Raw genomic sequence first — 13,727 nt, forward strand, 5'->3', positions numbered from 1 at the left:
TTTACTCTTCTTCCTACTTTCTCACTTGCGTTCTATACGTGTCTTATCGCGTTTTTTCTGTTCTCTGCAAGAGCGTCATGACATACGTCATATTTAAGGGCGCCAAAACCTCGCCATGGATTTGCGCGAGTCCGTTCTCGGCCGATGCCCGAGACCACGGTCCACACTTGACATCTCCCAGGCAATTTCTCAACATTTCTAGGAATCGAACAAGAGTTGCCTTTACAGCGCCCTGTTATTTCCTACATTGTTTCGGGGTAGGGCAATCTGTGACTTTCCGCTTTACCCCGCAGTTACGCCCTGATTATCGCTAGGGAAGGGCTAGGCTCTATCTAACCGGCTGGCTGGCAGAAAAAATGGCGATACGACTCACGCCCACAAAGATCAAGGGAAGCAAGTACCTGCTGATTCCAAAGGACCTTGCACGGCTCCTCGAGATCGAGGATGGGAGCATACTTAATCTGACCATCGAAGAATCCCCTAAGGGTCAGCGCCTCGTCTACGCGATCCTCGAGAGACCTAGTAACGCAATCGAGAACTAGGGACATAGTTCTAGATCTGAAAGAGAGCAGGCTTGGTACCAGAGTTCTTCATGGTGCTGGGGATCTTTGTCTTCCTCGCCATGAGCATCCTAAGTGCCCTCCTTGAGAACGACTTGCCATCGATTCTTCAATACGTGTTCCAGGTAGTGGCTGGAGGGGGTCTTGGACTGCTTCTGATGGATCAAGAATTCGTCAACATCGGAATGTTGGGCCGAAGCCTAACCGACCCGGCGCGCTTCATGATAAGCGTCGTCTACCTCGCATCAGCAATTTCCATCGCAGCAGGGATCAACGTCTATCTTGCCATAATACGTCGGAAAATGGCTCTATCGTCAATCCTCTCGGGCACGGTGACAGTGCCTACATTCATGATTTCAGCGGTCCTCGTTTCATCCTTTCTTGCAACGGGAGGAGGCCTAACCTTCTCCCCCACAACAATATTGATTCTCGCAGTATCAGCCTTCGCAATCGGTCTAAGCTTGCTCGAGTTCCTCCGTGAGACGCGCATGCACGCCAGAAATTCCTCCGTTATAGCACGATTAGTGTCTGCTGGTCCAGTGTCAATACCCTCTATGCAAAGAAAAGATGACTGGGAGGAATCTCCGAAGAAAAAAGTGAGTGAAGGATAGAAGATGAAGAGCTTCAAACAGATTTTTGATCCAAGGAATGAAAAATTTCTCAGGTTGGGGCTCTTACTACTCTCGGCACTATTCATCGGTAGCGCGTCGATACTTTTCTATGATGGGATGGTCTCTGAGAAGCCACTCAGCGTGGGTGGTGGAGGCACGGGCACCACCGCGGCAAGCTCGACGACGCGAACCGTAGTAAACGTCTCGCCCCCAACAATATTCATTCTGGCAGTGTCGGCGTTCATTATCAGTGTAAGCATGTTCGCATTTCTTCGTGAAGCGCGCAAGCACATCAGAATCTTATCAGATAAGAGCGGACCATTGCCAACCGGTTCGGGATCTATACCTCTAGGAAAGGAGGAGTGGGAGGAAGCTCCGAGGAACGACGATGAATCCTCTGCATCATCATCCTCCGGATAGTACCACCTCAGTTCGCGCTTGGTAACACAGGCTAGAAGAGAGCGGCCGGCGCGCCTCCCGGAAGATATGGAGTGGGAAGGAGGTGAGTGTGTGAATTGAAGTTTCTCAAAGTAGAATGGACAAAGAAGAGGAGTGCCATCGCACTCTTAGCAACAGGTTTGGTCGTCACGAGCTTCATTCTCGGTGGCTACGTAGCTACCGGGAACTTGAATCCATGGGGCAACAGACACTACTACCAGGTACTAAACGCGAACTTCCAAGAATGCTATACCCCTGCTGGCGGCGTTCCTGTGTGTCAATCAAGTCATAATGTACTGTTCAACACTGGTGCTCAGTATGTAGAGAAGTTGGTCATCTCCAACAACGAAGGCTTCTGTACCGTAGCGGCGGCTTGCAGCTTCCATTTCGTTGCTATGTCAAATAACGCCGTCGCTCCTACTGCTACCATGTCGTCCACGGGCACGACTACAGCTGCAACCAGCGGAGACTGCGGCGTCGCAGGAGGTACTGGAGGCGGTGGTCAGAACGGCTCAGAGCTTACGACTAACGGTTTCGCAGCTGCAGCAGGCGCAGTGACAGACATTTCAGGCAGTTCTCCACAAAGTTCGACCGTCATCAACACCTTCACTGACAATACGGCTGCGACGACGGTCCAACAGAGTTGCTTAGTCAACCAAGCGGCGAACGGATCTGCCAACAGAGTCAACCTCGCCGCCGCAACCTTCACCGCCGTCACTCTCCAGATTGGAGACACCATACAGATAACGTGGACCATAACCTGGACCTGGAGCTAAGTGCCACGCATACGGCTGAAGAAAGCTAAACCGGAAACTCGGATGTTTCAATCTCCGAGTAACCTCCTACCGATCACCCATTGAGCATCAATGATGCTCGCTGAGCTAAGCCTCTGCTTTGTCTAGCAGTTTCGTATGCCAAACATCACTTGTTACAACATGCGTATTCACGCTGTATCGCACGTTACTCTGAAAGCCAGGACCAACTCATAGGTTTCTGGAGGGAACTTGAAAGCGCGAAAATTATCACTGATCACACTATTGACGCTTGCAATTATTCTAGCGGTAAGCGTGCCCGTTGCTAACGCGACCAATAACGTTCACACTTTCTACCTTGGAAATTCTTCTGTAGGAACTTGTTCCGGCAAGTGTGAAGGCTTCACAACGGCGTCTGGGACCCCGGACACAGGGACGAGTCAGAGTATCAGCATCGGTAGTGCCCCTGCCATAGACTCGAATGCGAATGCGAAACAGACTGGAACATGGAGCACTGGTACTACTTTCACAATCACTGGACTAACCACGACCTCCAATCCTGACTCGATTCTTGTTGTAGTGGTCGAAAATCCGACCTCAATTACAGTCTCGAGTCTTTCGGCTTCAGGCATCACATTCGACGCTTCCGCGCGACTAGCGTTCAATCCTGGTGGTGGCGCGGTATCAATCGAGGAATGGCATGGGGTTGCTTCAGGTACACTATCGTCTGTCACTATTACAGTGACTTTGAGTGGTACTCCGACTTCAGCAAGCGGTGAAGCTATTGCAATAAATGGTGCTGAAGATCCTGCTGCATCCTTCACTGTCTGGGATAAGGCCGCGGGGTATCCTGGTACTGCATCCAAAACAAGTAGTGCCGGTGGTTCAACTTCCCCGGTCCTAGGGGGAGGTATTACGGCTTTGAACGCGAACGACTTGATTATTGCATTGTTCGGTTCTTCGAATGCAGTGACAGAAACCTCCGGTACTGGCTTTACTCTTGACCTGACTGTATCTTCCACCGCGTCCATTGCTGTTGAGCACAAGACGGACACTTCTCCAACTGCTGAAACTTGTCCATACGGAACTAGCAACCAGAGATGGGTTCTCATTTGTGATGCTTACCAGTCTGCTCCAAAGTATTTCGTCGTCAACCCTGATGTTGCTTCGACCACAACAAGCGCTAGTCCGAGCACCTCGACGCCGAGTGGATATGCATGGATTTACAACACTGCTGGTATCCAGCCTAACCTGAACGACATACAGTCAGGGACCTGGCAGATTGATGAAACTACCAGCTGGATTTCAATAGGTGGATCTCCGAAAGGCTTTCTCTTTGCAACAGCATGGCAATGTGCCACCAACAGTCTTGGAACATGCACCAACATCTGGAAGAATTGGGATACCGTTACAAACATCATGGGTACAACCACAACGACCAAGAATACCTACACCACAGCAAGCATCGCGCAGCTCAACGGTTGGGCTGGTAAGTATCTTGCTGTCGAATATTTTGTTGTCATCCAGTACTCGGCTTTAACTACCGCGAGTACGATGACCGAGACTACTGTCTCCACAGCCTCAGATGTTATCTCTCCCGGATGGGATCTCGCTACGGGTCTCAGCAGCTCCCTAACCCAAGCCTCAACGTTTACTGAGCACAGTTCCTTGCTCAGGTCTTTCTCTGATTCGCTAGGTCTTGTAAGTGCCCAATCCCAGTCTCACGGTCTTGTTAGGTCGCTCACAGACTCGTTGTCCTCCGCCGCAAGTCTTGCCGAGAAGAATTCGCTCTTTAGATCTCTAACCGGCTCGCTAACATTAACCTCAACTGTCACAGTGAAGAGTGGAATCCTCAGAACGCTCTCCGCCTCAATTGCAATCACACTCGGCAATATGGTTGCAAACGTAGATTCCGGAAAGATGATTTGTAACTCTAGTCCTCGCTCCTGTTCAACCAGCCTGACCGCAACTTGGACTATCACCGCAGGTCTTGCCCAAGGTCGTGCCTACTTCAGGTCCCTAACTGGCTCAATGTCCTTTACTACTTCTCAGGCTAAGGGCTTTGCAAAAGCTTTCACTAGTTCGCTATCCCCTGCCTCAAGTCTTGTGGAGAAAAGCTCCTTTTTCAAATCGCTGACTAGTTCACTAACTCTAGCCTCGGCCTTTGCCGAACACTCTTCAGTGTTTAGATCTTTGGCCGGCTCGATCACTCTCGCTTCCGGTTTTCTGGAGAAATCTTCTCTCTTCAGGTCGTTTAGTGATTCGTTGTCTCCGTCCACAGGTTTTGCACCTAAGAATTCTCTGTTTAGGTCTTTTACAGGTTCATTTTCTCTGGCGGCATCCGAGGTGAAGAGTTTCGTCAGGGGTTTGACCGGTTCGCTCGGATCTAGTTCGACTTTTGCAGAGAAGAGTTCGCTGTTCAGATCTCTGACTGGGTCTCTATCTTTGGGCTCGGGTTTGGGGGAGCATACTGCGCTCTTTAGATCTCTGAGTGGATCGTGGACGATAACTTCTGGCTTTGTTGAGAAGTCTTCGATCTTTAGGTCTTTGACTAGTTCGTTTACCATGACTTCCAGTTTCGCTGGGCATAGTTCATTGTTCAGATCTTTAACGGGTTCGGTAGCTTCGGCGTCAAGTTTTGTCGAACGATCTGCCCTGTTCAGGTCGTTTTCCGGCTCGCTAGGTATTGCTATTTCTGAGAGTAAGGGTTTTCCGAGAACATTAACTGCATCATTGTCTTCGGTCTCAAGTTTTGCAGATCACGTTTCGTTGTCCAGAGCCTTCTCTGACAGTCTGGGCTTTGCAAGTTCGGTGTTGAAGGCCCGAGCGGTAGGATTGAGTATTACGGTCGGGTCATCCGCTAGTCTTTCCGAGAAGAATATGCTGTTTAGAACTGTGACTGGTTCGCTGGGCTCTGCATCGGGTCTATTGGAAAAGAGTTCGTGGTTTAGGTCTCTCAGCGGTTCTCTGAACTTAGCCTCTGGGTTAGTTGAAGGGAGATTGTTCTTCAAATCTTTGAGTGCATCTATGTCTCTCGCGTCGAGCATAGCTGAAAAGAATACACTGTTCAGGTCGATGACCGCATCTCTGACATCGACTTCAAGCTTTGCTGAGAAAACTTCGTTCTTCAGATCATTCACAGGCTCATTGGGATCCTCCTCAGGCCTTACTGAGAAGGGATCCTTCTACAGATCACTAAGCGGCACAGTAGCCATGGCCTCAAGTTTCGCCCAACATATTTCGGCGTTCAGATCCCTGACTGGTTCACTCTCTCTCGCCGCTGCTGAGACCAAAGGCCTTACCAGGTCTTTCACTAGTTCCCTAGGATCATCCTCATTTTTCGCCGAAAGGAGTTCATTGTTCAGATCGCTGACTGACTCGCTCGGTTTTGCTGAGTCTCAAAGCAAAGGCTTTGGCAAGTTCTTGACTGCATCACTAGCTGGCTCCTCGAGTATTGCGGAGAAGAATTCATTCTTTAGAACCTTCATCGATTCTCTGGGATTAGCTGGTTCTCTAACCAGAGGTCGCTCTGTAAGCTTGAGTGCCTCAATGGGATCAGCCTCTAGTCTTGTGGAGAGAAGTTCATTCCTTAGGTCTTTCATCGACTCTCTGGGTCTTGCGAGTTCTCTTCTCAGAGGACGAACAGTGACGCTGAGTGCTTCCCTGGGCTCAGTCTCAAGCCTTACCGAGCACAACTCACTGTTTAGAACTCTTAGTGGTTCGCTGAGTCTCGCTAGCTCCTTCTTCAGAGGTCGCACCATTAACTTGATCACATCCATAGGGCCATCTACAAGCTTTGCCGAAAAAAGTTCGTGGTTTAGATCATTCGCTGACTCGATGTCTTGGACCTCGAGTTTTGCAAAGCAAAATTCGTTCTCGAGAGTTTTGAGCAGTTCGCTCGCTATGGCCTCAAGCCTTGCAGAGAAAACCTCTGCCTTCAGATCCCTGTCAGGCTCCCTGACATCAACTTCAGGTTTTGCTGAGAGAAGCTTACTGTTCAGGTCTCTAAGTGCCGCACTAGGCTCATCCTCGAACCTTGTGGAGAAAGCGTCCTTCTACAGGTTGCTAAGCGATTCAGTAGCCTCGGCGTCAAGCTTTGCCGAAAAGGGCCTGTTCATCAAATCAATGTCTAGTTCCTTGGGGATCATGAGTTCTGAGACTAAGGGATTCGTTAGAGGCTTTAGTGCCTCCGTAGGCTCAGTTTCAGGCTTTGTAGAGCATGCTTCATTTTTCAGGTCTTTTGCCAGTTCCATAACTGTTGGAACTTCCTTCTTCAGAGGTCGTACAGTGAACTTGAGCGCCTCACTAGGATCATCTTCAAGTTTCGCTGAGCACACATCATTGTTTAGATCTCTAACCGACTCTCTGAGCCTTGCAGGTTCTTCGTCTAGAGCCCGGACCGAAGTCTTGACTGCGTCGCTAGGATCGGTCTCAGGTTTCGTGGAACACGGATCGTTCTTCAGATCTCTCAGCGACTCGTTGAGTTTTGTGGCTTCTTTCTTCAGAGGCCGCACCGTAAACCTGAGCGCGTCATTAGGTTCATCCTCAAGCTTTACTGAGCATACTTCACTGTTTAGATCTTTGACCAATGCGCTTGGTTCAGCCTCCGGTTTCGCCGAGCATGTTGCACTATTCAGGTCTCTATCTGGGTCAATTGCTTCGGCCTCAAGCTTTCTAGAACACTCGTCAGTCTTCCGATCCCCGACTACCTCAATAGGTTCAACTTCAGTTTTCAGCGAAAAGAGTTCATTGGTTAGATCTCTTGCCATGTCATTAGGTTCATCCTCAGGTCTGCTGGAGAAATCTTCCTACTTCCGCTCTTTGAGCGATTCATTGGCGATGAGTTCAAGTCTTGTGGAAAAGGGGGCGTTCGTCAAGTCTCTGTTCAGCTCGCTAGGCCTTTCAAGTTCTGAGAACAAGGCCTTTGCTCGGACTCTGGGCGCTTCGCTAGGCTCAACTTCCAGTTTTGTAGAACACGCTTCAGTGTTCAGGTCCTTAACCGATTCTCTTGGCCTCGGAACCTCCTTCTTTAGAGGTCGAACAGTGACCTTGAGCGCTTCATTTGGTTCAACCTCAAGTTTTGTAGAACACATCTCACTCTTCAGAACCCTGTCTGATTCGTTGGGTTTTGCAGAATCATTCTTCAGAGGTCGTACCGTAACCCTAACCGCGTCAGTGGGTTCAGCCACGGGTTTTGTAGAGCATGCTTCAATGTTCAGATCTCTCAGCGACTCACTGGGTCTTGTAGCCTCCTTCTTCAGAGGACGCACAGTCAACTTGAGCACCAACCTCGGTTCGGCTTCAAGCATCGCCGAACACTATTCGTTCTTCAGGGCTTTCACTGGTGCACTTGGTTCGGCTTCGAGTCTCGTAGAGCACACTTCGTTGTTCAGGTATCTTTCCGGTTCGCTTGCATCGGCCTCAAGTCTCATCGAGAAATCATCGCTTTACAGGTCTCTGACCGGTTCGTTCTCGTGGACTACCGGACCTGCTGGGAGGACTCTGTTGTACAGGACTTTCAGTACTTCGTTCGGCCAAGCGTCTAGCGCGTCAGATCACTCTTCGTGGATCAGATCTCTCTCCGGGTCAATGGCTTCAGCTTCGAGTGTCGCTGAGAAGAACTCGTTGTTCAGGTCTTTGAGCGGCACGCTAACCTCGGCTGGTTCTCAGACCAAGGGTTTCGGTTGGGTTTTGACAGGTTCGCTGGGATCAGGATCAGGATCTGCGGAGCATGTTTCGCTATTCAGGTCGCTAGCTGATTTTCTGGGTCTTGGGACTTCCATCTTGAAAGGTCGCTCTATAACCCTGATCGCTTCCATAGGATCAGGCTCGGGTATTAGTGAGAATCGCTCGTTCTTCAGAACTTTTAGCGATTCGGTGAGTTTTGTGGCTTCTTTCTTCAGAGGACGTGCTATCTACCTGGGTGCTTCGGTAGGTTCAACTTCGGGTTCTGCGGACCAGGTTTCGTTCTATAGATCTCTGACCGACTCAGTGACGTTCGCTTCGGGTTCTGGAGAAAAGCTCTCATTGTTCAGGTCTTTGAGCGGCTCGTGGACAATGCACGGGAGCCGTGGTTTGCTATTCATAGAGAACCTTGGTGGGAGCTTCAACACGAGAACGGGTATCTCTGGACACTCTGACTGTTCCGAGACCATTATCAGCAACTGCGGCAGTTCAACCGCTTCCTTTGCGTTTCTAGTACTTGGCATTGGAGTTTCAATTTTTGGCGTCTACGCAGTCAAACAACGCCGACGAGTTCGCGCGCCCAGGTCAGAGAAAAAGGATGAGAAAGTTATCGTTGATCCAGAAGGCTGGGAAACGAAGCATAGGAGCTAGACAATTAACTGTTCAGCTTAGGATGAGAAAGTTCGCCCACCCTCAACTTTCTGGGGCCCAACCACTACCCATAAACCGCTAAATAGAGTAAGCGTCGGTCTGAACGACGGTTTTCTAGATTGGACAAGATGGAGAAATCCACGGGGAAGAAGAAAGGATTTGTCAAGGAATTCATGGACTTTCTTCAGACCTTCGGAATCATCGGGCTTGCAATTGCCTTCATCATTGGCGCCGCAGCTTCCGCAGTCGTGAATGCACTGGTCAAAGATCTCATTAATCCGCTTGTCGGCATCTTCCTTCCCAGCGGCAACCTCTCTTCTCTGAACGCCACTGTCACATCTCCGGTCTCGCAGAAACCAGCCGCTTTCCTCTATGGAGACTTCATCTCACAAGTCCTCTACTTCATCATCATCGCCATAGTCGTCTTCTTCCTTTACAAACAGCTAAAGCGTGCAGGTCTGGCTAAGATGTAGCTGCGTCAGCTCTTCAGAATCTCAGTGTGGAGGATAATAGAACTGGATTCCGGCAAGAATGTATTGCACAGCTATGGCAGCGATGAACAGCGACATTATTCTGGCTATTACAGCAGAACCGGTTCTGCCTAGCATGCGGTAGATTCTATCGGTCTGTCTTAGAACGACCCAGCTAGCTAACATGACTACTACGATGGCAAGAAGTGCTACGACTATTCCGTATGTCTGAATCGAGATCAGGGTCAAGGTTATCGCCCCAGGACCCACTAAGAGCGGGAAGGCTATTGGGAAAACCGCAGTCTCCTCCGCCGTAACAAGAGCTAGCTTATCGAATCGTTCTCCCCGAAATATTATCTCAATCGACAGTAACAGAAGAACCAGCCCTCCTGCAATCTGGAAACTCTGGAGCGATATCCCGAACAATAATAGAACTTCCTGACCGACGAGCGCGAAAATTGCAAGCAACACGGATCCGATTACTGCAGCTGTTCTGAAGACCTTTCGCTTCTCACCGATGCTCATTGATTTTGTCAGTCCGGCAAAAATCGGAACGGGCCCCAAGGGGTCCACTATAACGAAGAGAGCAACGGTTGCTTTCAGAAGATCGAAAAGAGAAACATCGAGCGAACTCATTCTTGCATATCATCACTTTCTATCATTTCGGGATCTTTGTGGTGGGCCGGGAGGGATTTGAACCCACGACCTTCGCCGTGTGAGGGCGACGTCCGTTCTGCGCAATCGGGTGCTTACCAGGCTGGACTACCGGCCCTATGGGGACGGATTCGAGGGCGAGTATATTTCATCTTTCGAGGAGAAAGGCTTTCGAAGAGTTGGTTCTAGCGGAGAAGCCTAACGTTCGTACCCTGAGGGTTCTCTTCTATCAGCCGAAACAAGGGAATACATCTCCCTCCAGCTTTCTCAATCTTCACAAGAGCTCTAGGCGAGAACTTGAAGGCTGCTATCGTAAGCTTTTCTTTCGGTATTCCAGATCCCAGAACCTTTCCTGGGACAACGATAACATCTCCGGCCTTGGCAAGTCTCGACACTTGTCCTAGGTTGAGAACTATTCTAGTTCTTCGTGACTTCCCCAGGAAGCTTGCGACTGTTAGCCAGAGGGGGGCTTGGTGTTGCCTGCCAGCACGTTTGAGATAACTTATCGTGTTCAGCATTTCTGGATTGGTAGGTCGATGGTCTCGCATGGAGGACTCCTCTTGGCAGGGAAGCGTTTCATCCTGAATCGGTACCAATAAAGCCTTTGGAGATCAAGCTCGAATTTCTGAACATCAGCGTTGGTAGTGACTAGCTTATCGTCTGGACCTTCAGAATCTCTGTCTTGCCAGAGGGACCCTTAGGGTCCCCAGCAATTATGACGATTCTGTCGCCTTTCTTTGCAAGCTTCATCTTAACCACCGTTTTCTCGGCTTCGCGGAAAATTTCCTCGCTAGTACTAAATTCCCTAGTCAGCAGAGATTGAACTCTCCAAGAGAGCAATAGTTGCCGTTGCACTTCTGGATGAGATGTCAGGGCAATAATTGGCAGTGGAGGTCGATATTTGGAGACGAGACGAGCGGTCCGGCCAGTACGGGTTGGCGCGACGATCGCTGAAGCCGAGACTTGTAGCGCTGTTTCGCAAGCACCCAGTGCTAGCGCGTCGGCTTGACCGTGTTCATACCATGCTCGACGTTGAGGTGAGATCTCCTTCGGAAGGAATCGCTCAGTCTCTTCCGCGACCCTTCCTAGAATCTGAACTGCTTCGACCGGATACTTGCCTATCGCTGTCTCTTCGGACAGCATTACCGCGTCTGTACCATCTATGATCGCGTTCGCGACATCTGTTACTTCGGCTCTAGTTGGTGTGGGTGAGGAGACCATTGACTCGAGCATCTGGGTGGCGGTTATCACCGGCCTTCCGAGCCTGTTGCTCTCGTGAATGATTCTTTTCTGTATTATAGGGACAAGTTCGAGTTTGAGTTCTACTCCAAGGTCGCCCCTTGCAACCATGATCCCGTCCGCTTCCTGGACGATCGCTTCGAGATCGTCAACTGCTTCCCGCTTCTCTATCTTGGCAACGACAAAGATCTTACGCCCGCTGGTCTCCGCGACTTTCCTCGCTGCACGGATGTCGTCAACTTTCTGGACAAAGGATACTGCGATAATGTCGACTTTGTTCTCCATTCCGAACTTGATGTGTTCCTTGTCATCGCTCGTTATCGCAGGAACTCTGATTCTAAGTCGGGGAAGATTGACTCCTTTTCCTGAAGTCAGATCGCCACCGTTGATTACTCGTCCTTCGACTCCGTCCCTTTTGGTTCGCAAGACTTCGATCCTGATCGTTCCATCGGCCAGGAATATTGTATCGCCTTTCCTGACGGCTTTGGGAAGGTCGGGGTAAGCGATTGGGATTTTCGACTTGGCATTCGTTGGTTTGGTCGTCAAGGTAATCCTATCGAGCCTTTGTAGGCGGAGAGGTTCGGCTGTGAGTTTGCCAACTCGGAGTTTTGGTCCAGGAAGGTCTTGGAGTATGGCGATAGGTCGATGAAGACGCTGGCTAACTTGTCGAATCGTCTTGATAGTGCGAACGTGTTGCTCATAGGTCCCGTGTGAGAAATTGATGCGTGCGACGTCCATCCCCGACTGTGTCAGTTGAGTTAACACTCTGGAGGAGTCTGAGGCAGGACCTATTGTACAGACTATCTTGGTGGCAATAGTGCTTGCTTTCGTTGTCAGTGTTGCGGCAACCCGGCGGCTCATCTGATCCGATTATTCATAACACATTCTCTCGACGGTCTTGGAGCCTACTTTCCTCTCGGAAAGACTTAGCGGAGCGGTCGGTCCCCAGAGGGAGAATGGAGTCAAAGATTCATTGCCTACCGCGTGAGGAAGTTTCTGCTGGAACTCGGTTTCCACGCCGGTTAGCAGAGACGAGGTTCCAAATGTCGTTGACTAGCATTTCTTTAATGGATTGTGAAATTAGAAAAAACCCTTTTTTGCTTTGCGGGGAGTCTGACTGTCGTTGCCCTTGGGTTGCTTATTGTGCGGCGACCAGTATTTCGACTGGTTCGGGCTCTTCTGTGATAGCTCGCGCTGGCCTTGCGAAAGTGTAGACGAGAGCACAGCCCTTTTCATCGATCCGAAGTTCCACGGCACCGGTCGGTGCGCCCATGATGTCCAGTAGTTCAGCGACGTCCTTTGGTACTCGAAGGTATGCTGATTGTTTGATGAATAACGGTTTCACGCTCTGGGTCAAGTCACATCTTCCAAGACACTAATTGTTGGAACGTCCAATTTCCGGTTTCGGAACCGTTCCTACTTTGGACCCGTGCCTCAGAAGTAAAGGGTGTGCGTGTTCGTGTCTGTACATGACTCGGCGAGGTCTGAATGGTCCTTTTTGGTAGAGCTGGAGGCTACTCGTACCTGTCTTTGCTAGTAACATGCAGTTTTAGTCGAGTGATACACCCTCGACGCACGGACTAACGATTCGGAGACCGTGCCGGATAGACGTGGTGACTGAGCTTAGCAACAATACTAGCGGTTCAATCTTTCAAAGGCGGAACAGGAAAGAGTACGATTAGTGCCAATCTTGCCGTTACGCTCGCCCGGCTAGGCAAAAGAGTCGCAGTGATAGATCTAGACTTGGAAGGACCAGGGCTCCACGTTATTTTTGGCGTTTCAGACGGAGAGATTCGGGCGACCATAAACGATGTTCTTCAGCGTCCTATTCCCATCAGAGACGCTGTCCTCGATCTGACTCCGAGACTGGGAATTGAATCGGGATGCCTTCTCTTCTGTCCAGCTGGACACAGGCTTGAAGAGATTCTTGCCATGGTCGACACGGGTTTCAACCTTAACCGCTTCAAAAGCAATACTCAACAACCTGGCGACAGAATACCATCTCGACTATCTCCTAATTGACAGCCACCCCGGAATCGAAAAAGACACAATTCTCTCGATGGCAGTCTGCGACGTAGTCGTACTCTTGTCTAGGGTTGACCATCAAGACATGTTCGGAAGCGGCGTTATGAATGAAGTGGCCAGTCAGCTGAGGAAGCCGGTGGTTCTGATCCTGAACATGATTCCGAGTAGCGTCGGGGATAAGGAGTCCAAGAAGATAGGAGAGAGAATAGCGCATCTCTTTAACCTGCAAGTCTTGACCGCTCTGCCCTTCAATTCCGACGTCTTCGAAAACCTTAGCAGAGGAGTATTCGTTCTAGAGCATCAGAAAGATCCGCTGACCAGGAAATTCACGGAGCTCGCTGAGAACATGATAGGCATCATCGATCGATCCCTGGAAGGTGGAGAGAATTATGATAGCGGATCTACTCCACAGGCAATTCGCTAACACGTAGAGATAAGACTGAATTCTCTGAAGGAGTCAAAGAATTCTTACTCGGCTTGCATTGGCAAATCTGCACATACTGATGAGCTGAGTCTACTTGTTCCGACGGATTTCAAACTCTTTACAATTGTTGTTCCAATTTCACTAGACTGAGCTAAAGTTCAATCGAGTTCTATCTGAAGGCGGAAAATTTTCCAAATCTTCTATAACCCCTATGTCCA

Annotated in this window: 18 protein-coding genes and 1 tRNA gene; 6 read left to right on the forward strand and 13 right to left on the reverse strand. The window is 49.9% G+C overall.

The features are described 5' to 3' along the window. Positions 1-356 precede the first annotated feature (356 nt). The 4 genes from VGS11_02470 (at position 357) to VGS11_02485 (ending at position 2,385) form a co-directional block, all read left to right on the forward strand. On the forward strand, positions 357-542 hold the full coding sequence (locus tag VGS11_02470) for a hypothetical protein (GenBank protein ID HEV2118962.1): 186 nt from the start codon (positions 357-359) through the stop codon (positions 540-542). A 32-nt stretch (positions 543-574) separates the two neighbouring features. Next, entirely contained in the window at positions 575-1,171 is a 597-nt protein-coding gene (locus VGS11_02475) for a hypothetical protein (protein ID HEV2118963.1), read from the forward strand. Between the two features lie 3 nt (positions 1,172-1,174). Then, positions 1,175-1,591: a hypothetical protein gene (locus tag VGS11_02480; protein ID HEV2118964.1), complete on the forward strand. Its 417-nt coding sequence runs from the start codon at positions 1,175-1,177 to the stop codon at positions 1,589-1,591. A gap of 95 nt (positions 1,592-1,686) precedes the next feature. Continuing rightward, complete coding sequence (locus VGS11_02485; GenBank protein ID HEV2118965.1) at positions 1,687-2,385, forward strand: hypothetical protein; 699 nt, start codon at positions 1,687-1,689, stop codon at positions 2,383-2,385. Between the two features lie 416 nt (positions 2,386-2,801). Here VGS11_02485 and VGS11_02490 read toward each other — a convergent pair whose 3' ends face one another. The 8 genes from VGS11_02490 to VGS11_02525 form a co-directional block, all read right to left on the reverse strand. Beyond that, positions 2,802-3,473, reverse strand: coding sequence for a hypothetical protein (locus tag VGS11_02490; GenBank protein ID HEV2118966.1), 672 nt, complete (start codon positions 3,471-3,473; stop codon positions 2,802-2,804). A gap of 609 nt (positions 3,474-4,082) precedes the next feature. Beyond that, positions 4,083-4,343 carry a hypothetical protein gene (locus VGS11_02495; protein HEV2118967.1) on the reverse strand — a complete coding sequence of 87 codons (261 nt, stop codon included), beginning with the start codon at positions 4,341-4,343 and terminating at the stop codon, positions 4,083-4,085. A 66-nt stretch (positions 4,344-4,409) separates the two neighbouring features. After that, positions 4,410-4,928, reverse strand: a complete 519-nt coding sequence (locus tag VGS11_02500) for a hypothetical protein (protein ID HEV2118968.1) — start codon at positions 4,926-4,928, stop codon at positions 4,410-4,412. 192 nt (positions 4,929-5,120) lie between these two features. Next, positions 5,121-5,501, reverse strand: a complete 381-nt coding sequence (locus tag VGS11_02505; GenBank protein ID HEV2118969.1) for a hypothetical protein — start codon at positions 5,499-5,501, stop codon at positions 5,121-5,123. Positions 5,502-5,759: 258 nt separating this feature from the next. Continuing rightward, on the reverse strand, positions 5,760-6,140 hold the full coding sequence (locus VGS11_02510) for a hypothetical protein (protein ID HEV2118970.1): 381 nt from the start codon (positions 6,138-6,140) through the stop codon (positions 5,760-5,762). Between the two features lie 276 nt (positions 6,141-6,416). Further along, positions 6,417-7,130, reverse strand: coding sequence for a hypothetical protein (locus VGS11_02515; GenBank protein HEV2118971.1), 714 nt, complete (start codon positions 7,128-7,130; stop codon positions 6,417-6,419). Positions 7,131-7,169: 39 nt separating this feature from the next. Beyond that, positions 7,170-7,637 (reverse strand): hypothetical protein, encoded by a 468-nt coding sequence (locus VGS11_02520; protein HEV2118972.1) that lies wholly within the window; start codon positions 7,635-7,637, stop codon positions 7,170-7,172. A 693-nt stretch (positions 7,638-8,330) separates the two neighbouring features. Beyond that, positions 8,331-8,570, reverse strand: a complete 240-nt coding sequence (locus tag VGS11_02525) for a hypothetical protein (GenBank protein HEV2118973.1) — start codon at positions 8,568-8,570, stop codon at positions 8,331-8,333. 255 nt (positions 8,571-8,825) lie between these two features. Here VGS11_02525 and VGS11_02530 point away from each other — a divergent pair, with 255 nt between their 5' ends. After that, a complete protein-coding gene (locus VGS11_02530; GenBank protein ID HEV2118974.1) occupies positions 8,826-9,170 on the forward strand; it encodes an MscL family protein in 345 nt (114 codons plus the stop codon). 21 nt (positions 9,171-9,191) lie between these two features. Here the strand turns inward: VGS11_02530 and VGS11_02535 are convergent, their stop codons facing one another. From VGS11_02535 to VGS11_02555, 5 genes are all read right to left on the reverse strand, one after another. Then, positions 9,192-9,803 carry a MarC family protein gene (locus tag VGS11_02535; GenBank protein HEV2118975.1) on the reverse strand — a complete coding sequence of 204 codons (612 nt, stop codon included), beginning with the start codon at positions 9,801-9,803 and terminating at the stop codon, positions 9,192-9,194. A gap of 39 nt (positions 9,804-9,842) precedes the next feature. Continuing rightward, a tRNA-Val gene (locus tag VGS11_02540) sits at positions 9,843-9,939 on the reverse strand. A 67-nt stretch (positions 9,940-10,006) separates the two neighbouring features. Next, positions 10,007-10,369 (reverse strand): 50S ribosomal protein L18e, encoded by a 363-nt coding sequence (locus VGS11_02545; protein ID HEV2118976.1) that lies wholly within the window; start codon positions 10,367-10,369, stop codon positions 10,007-10,009. A gap of 100 nt (positions 10,370-10,469) precedes the next feature. Beyond that, positions 10,470-11,921: a pyruvate kinase gene (gene pyk, locus VGS11_02550; GenBank protein HEV2118977.1), complete on the reverse strand. Its 1,452-nt coding sequence runs from the start codon at positions 11,919-11,921 to the stop codon at positions 10,470-10,472. A gap of 277 nt (positions 11,922-12,198) precedes the next feature. Next, a complete protein-coding gene (locus tag VGS11_02555) occupies positions 12,199-12,417 on the reverse strand; it encodes a hypothetical protein (GenBank protein ID HEV2118978.1) in 219 nt (72 codons plus the stop codon). Between the two features lie 558 nt (positions 12,418-12,975). Here VGS11_02555 and VGS11_02560 point away from each other — a divergent pair. Then, positions 12,976-13,509 carry a hypothetical protein gene (locus VGS11_02560; protein ID HEV2118979.1) on the forward strand — a complete coding sequence of 178 codons (534 nt, stop codon included), beginning with the start codon at positions 12,976-12,978 and terminating at the stop codon, positions 13,507-13,509. Positions 13,510-13,727: the final 218 nt, after the last annotated feature.

It is taken from the genome of Candidatus Bathyarchaeia archaeon (genome assembly GCA_035935655.1).
In the GTDB taxonomy this organism is placed as follows: Archaea; Thermoproteota; Bathyarchaeia; order 40CM-2-53-6; family 40CM-2-53-6; genus 40CM-2-53-6.

Bases quoted from the DNA above. Each gene is read 5' to 3' on its own strand.
- pyk (HEV2118977.1), bottom strand. From the start codon at position 11,921: ATGAGCCGCCGGGTTGCCGCAACACTGACAACGAAAGCAAGCACTATT.
- VGS11_02470 (HEV2118962.1), top strand. From the start codon at position 357: ATGGCGATACGACTCACGCCCACAAAGATCAAGGGAAGCAAGTACCTG.
- VGS11_02500 (HEV2118968.1), bottom strand. From the start codon at position 4,928: ATGGTAAACGAACTAGTCAAAGACCTAAAGATCGAAGACTTCTCAACA.
- VGS11_02530 (HEV2118974.1), top strand. From the start codon at position 8,826: ATGGAGAAATCCACGGGGAAGAAGAAAGGATTTGTCAAGGAATTCATG.
- VGS11_02480 (HEV2118964.1), top strand. From the start codon at position 1,175: ATGAAGAGCTTCAAACAGATTTTTGATCCAAGGAATGAAAAATTTCTC.
- VGS11_02545 (HEV2118976.1), bottom strand. From the start codon at position 10,369: ATGCGAGACCATCGACCTACCAATCCAGAAATGCTGAACACGATAAGT.
- VGS11_02525 (HEV2118973.1), bottom strand. From the start codon at position 8,570: ATGCCAAGTACTAGAAACGCAAAGGAAGCGGTTGAACTGCCGCAGTTG.
- VGS11_02535 (HEV2118975.1), bottom strand. From the start codon at position 9,803: ATGAGTTCGCTCGATGTTTCTCTTTTCGATCTTCTGAAAGCAACCGTT.
- VGS11_02515 (HEV2118971.1), bottom strand. From the start codon at position 7,130: ATGGCAAGAGATCTAACCAATGAACTCTTTTCGCTGAAAACTGAAGTT.
- VGS11_02510 (HEV2118970.1), bottom strand. From the start codon at position 6,140: ATGGATGTGATCAAGTTAATGGTGCGACCTCTGAAGAAGGAGCTAGCG.
- VGS11_02490 (HEV2118966.1), bottom strand. From the start codon at position 3,473: ATGAGAACCCATCTCTGGTTGCTAGTTCCGTATGGACAAGTTTCAGCA.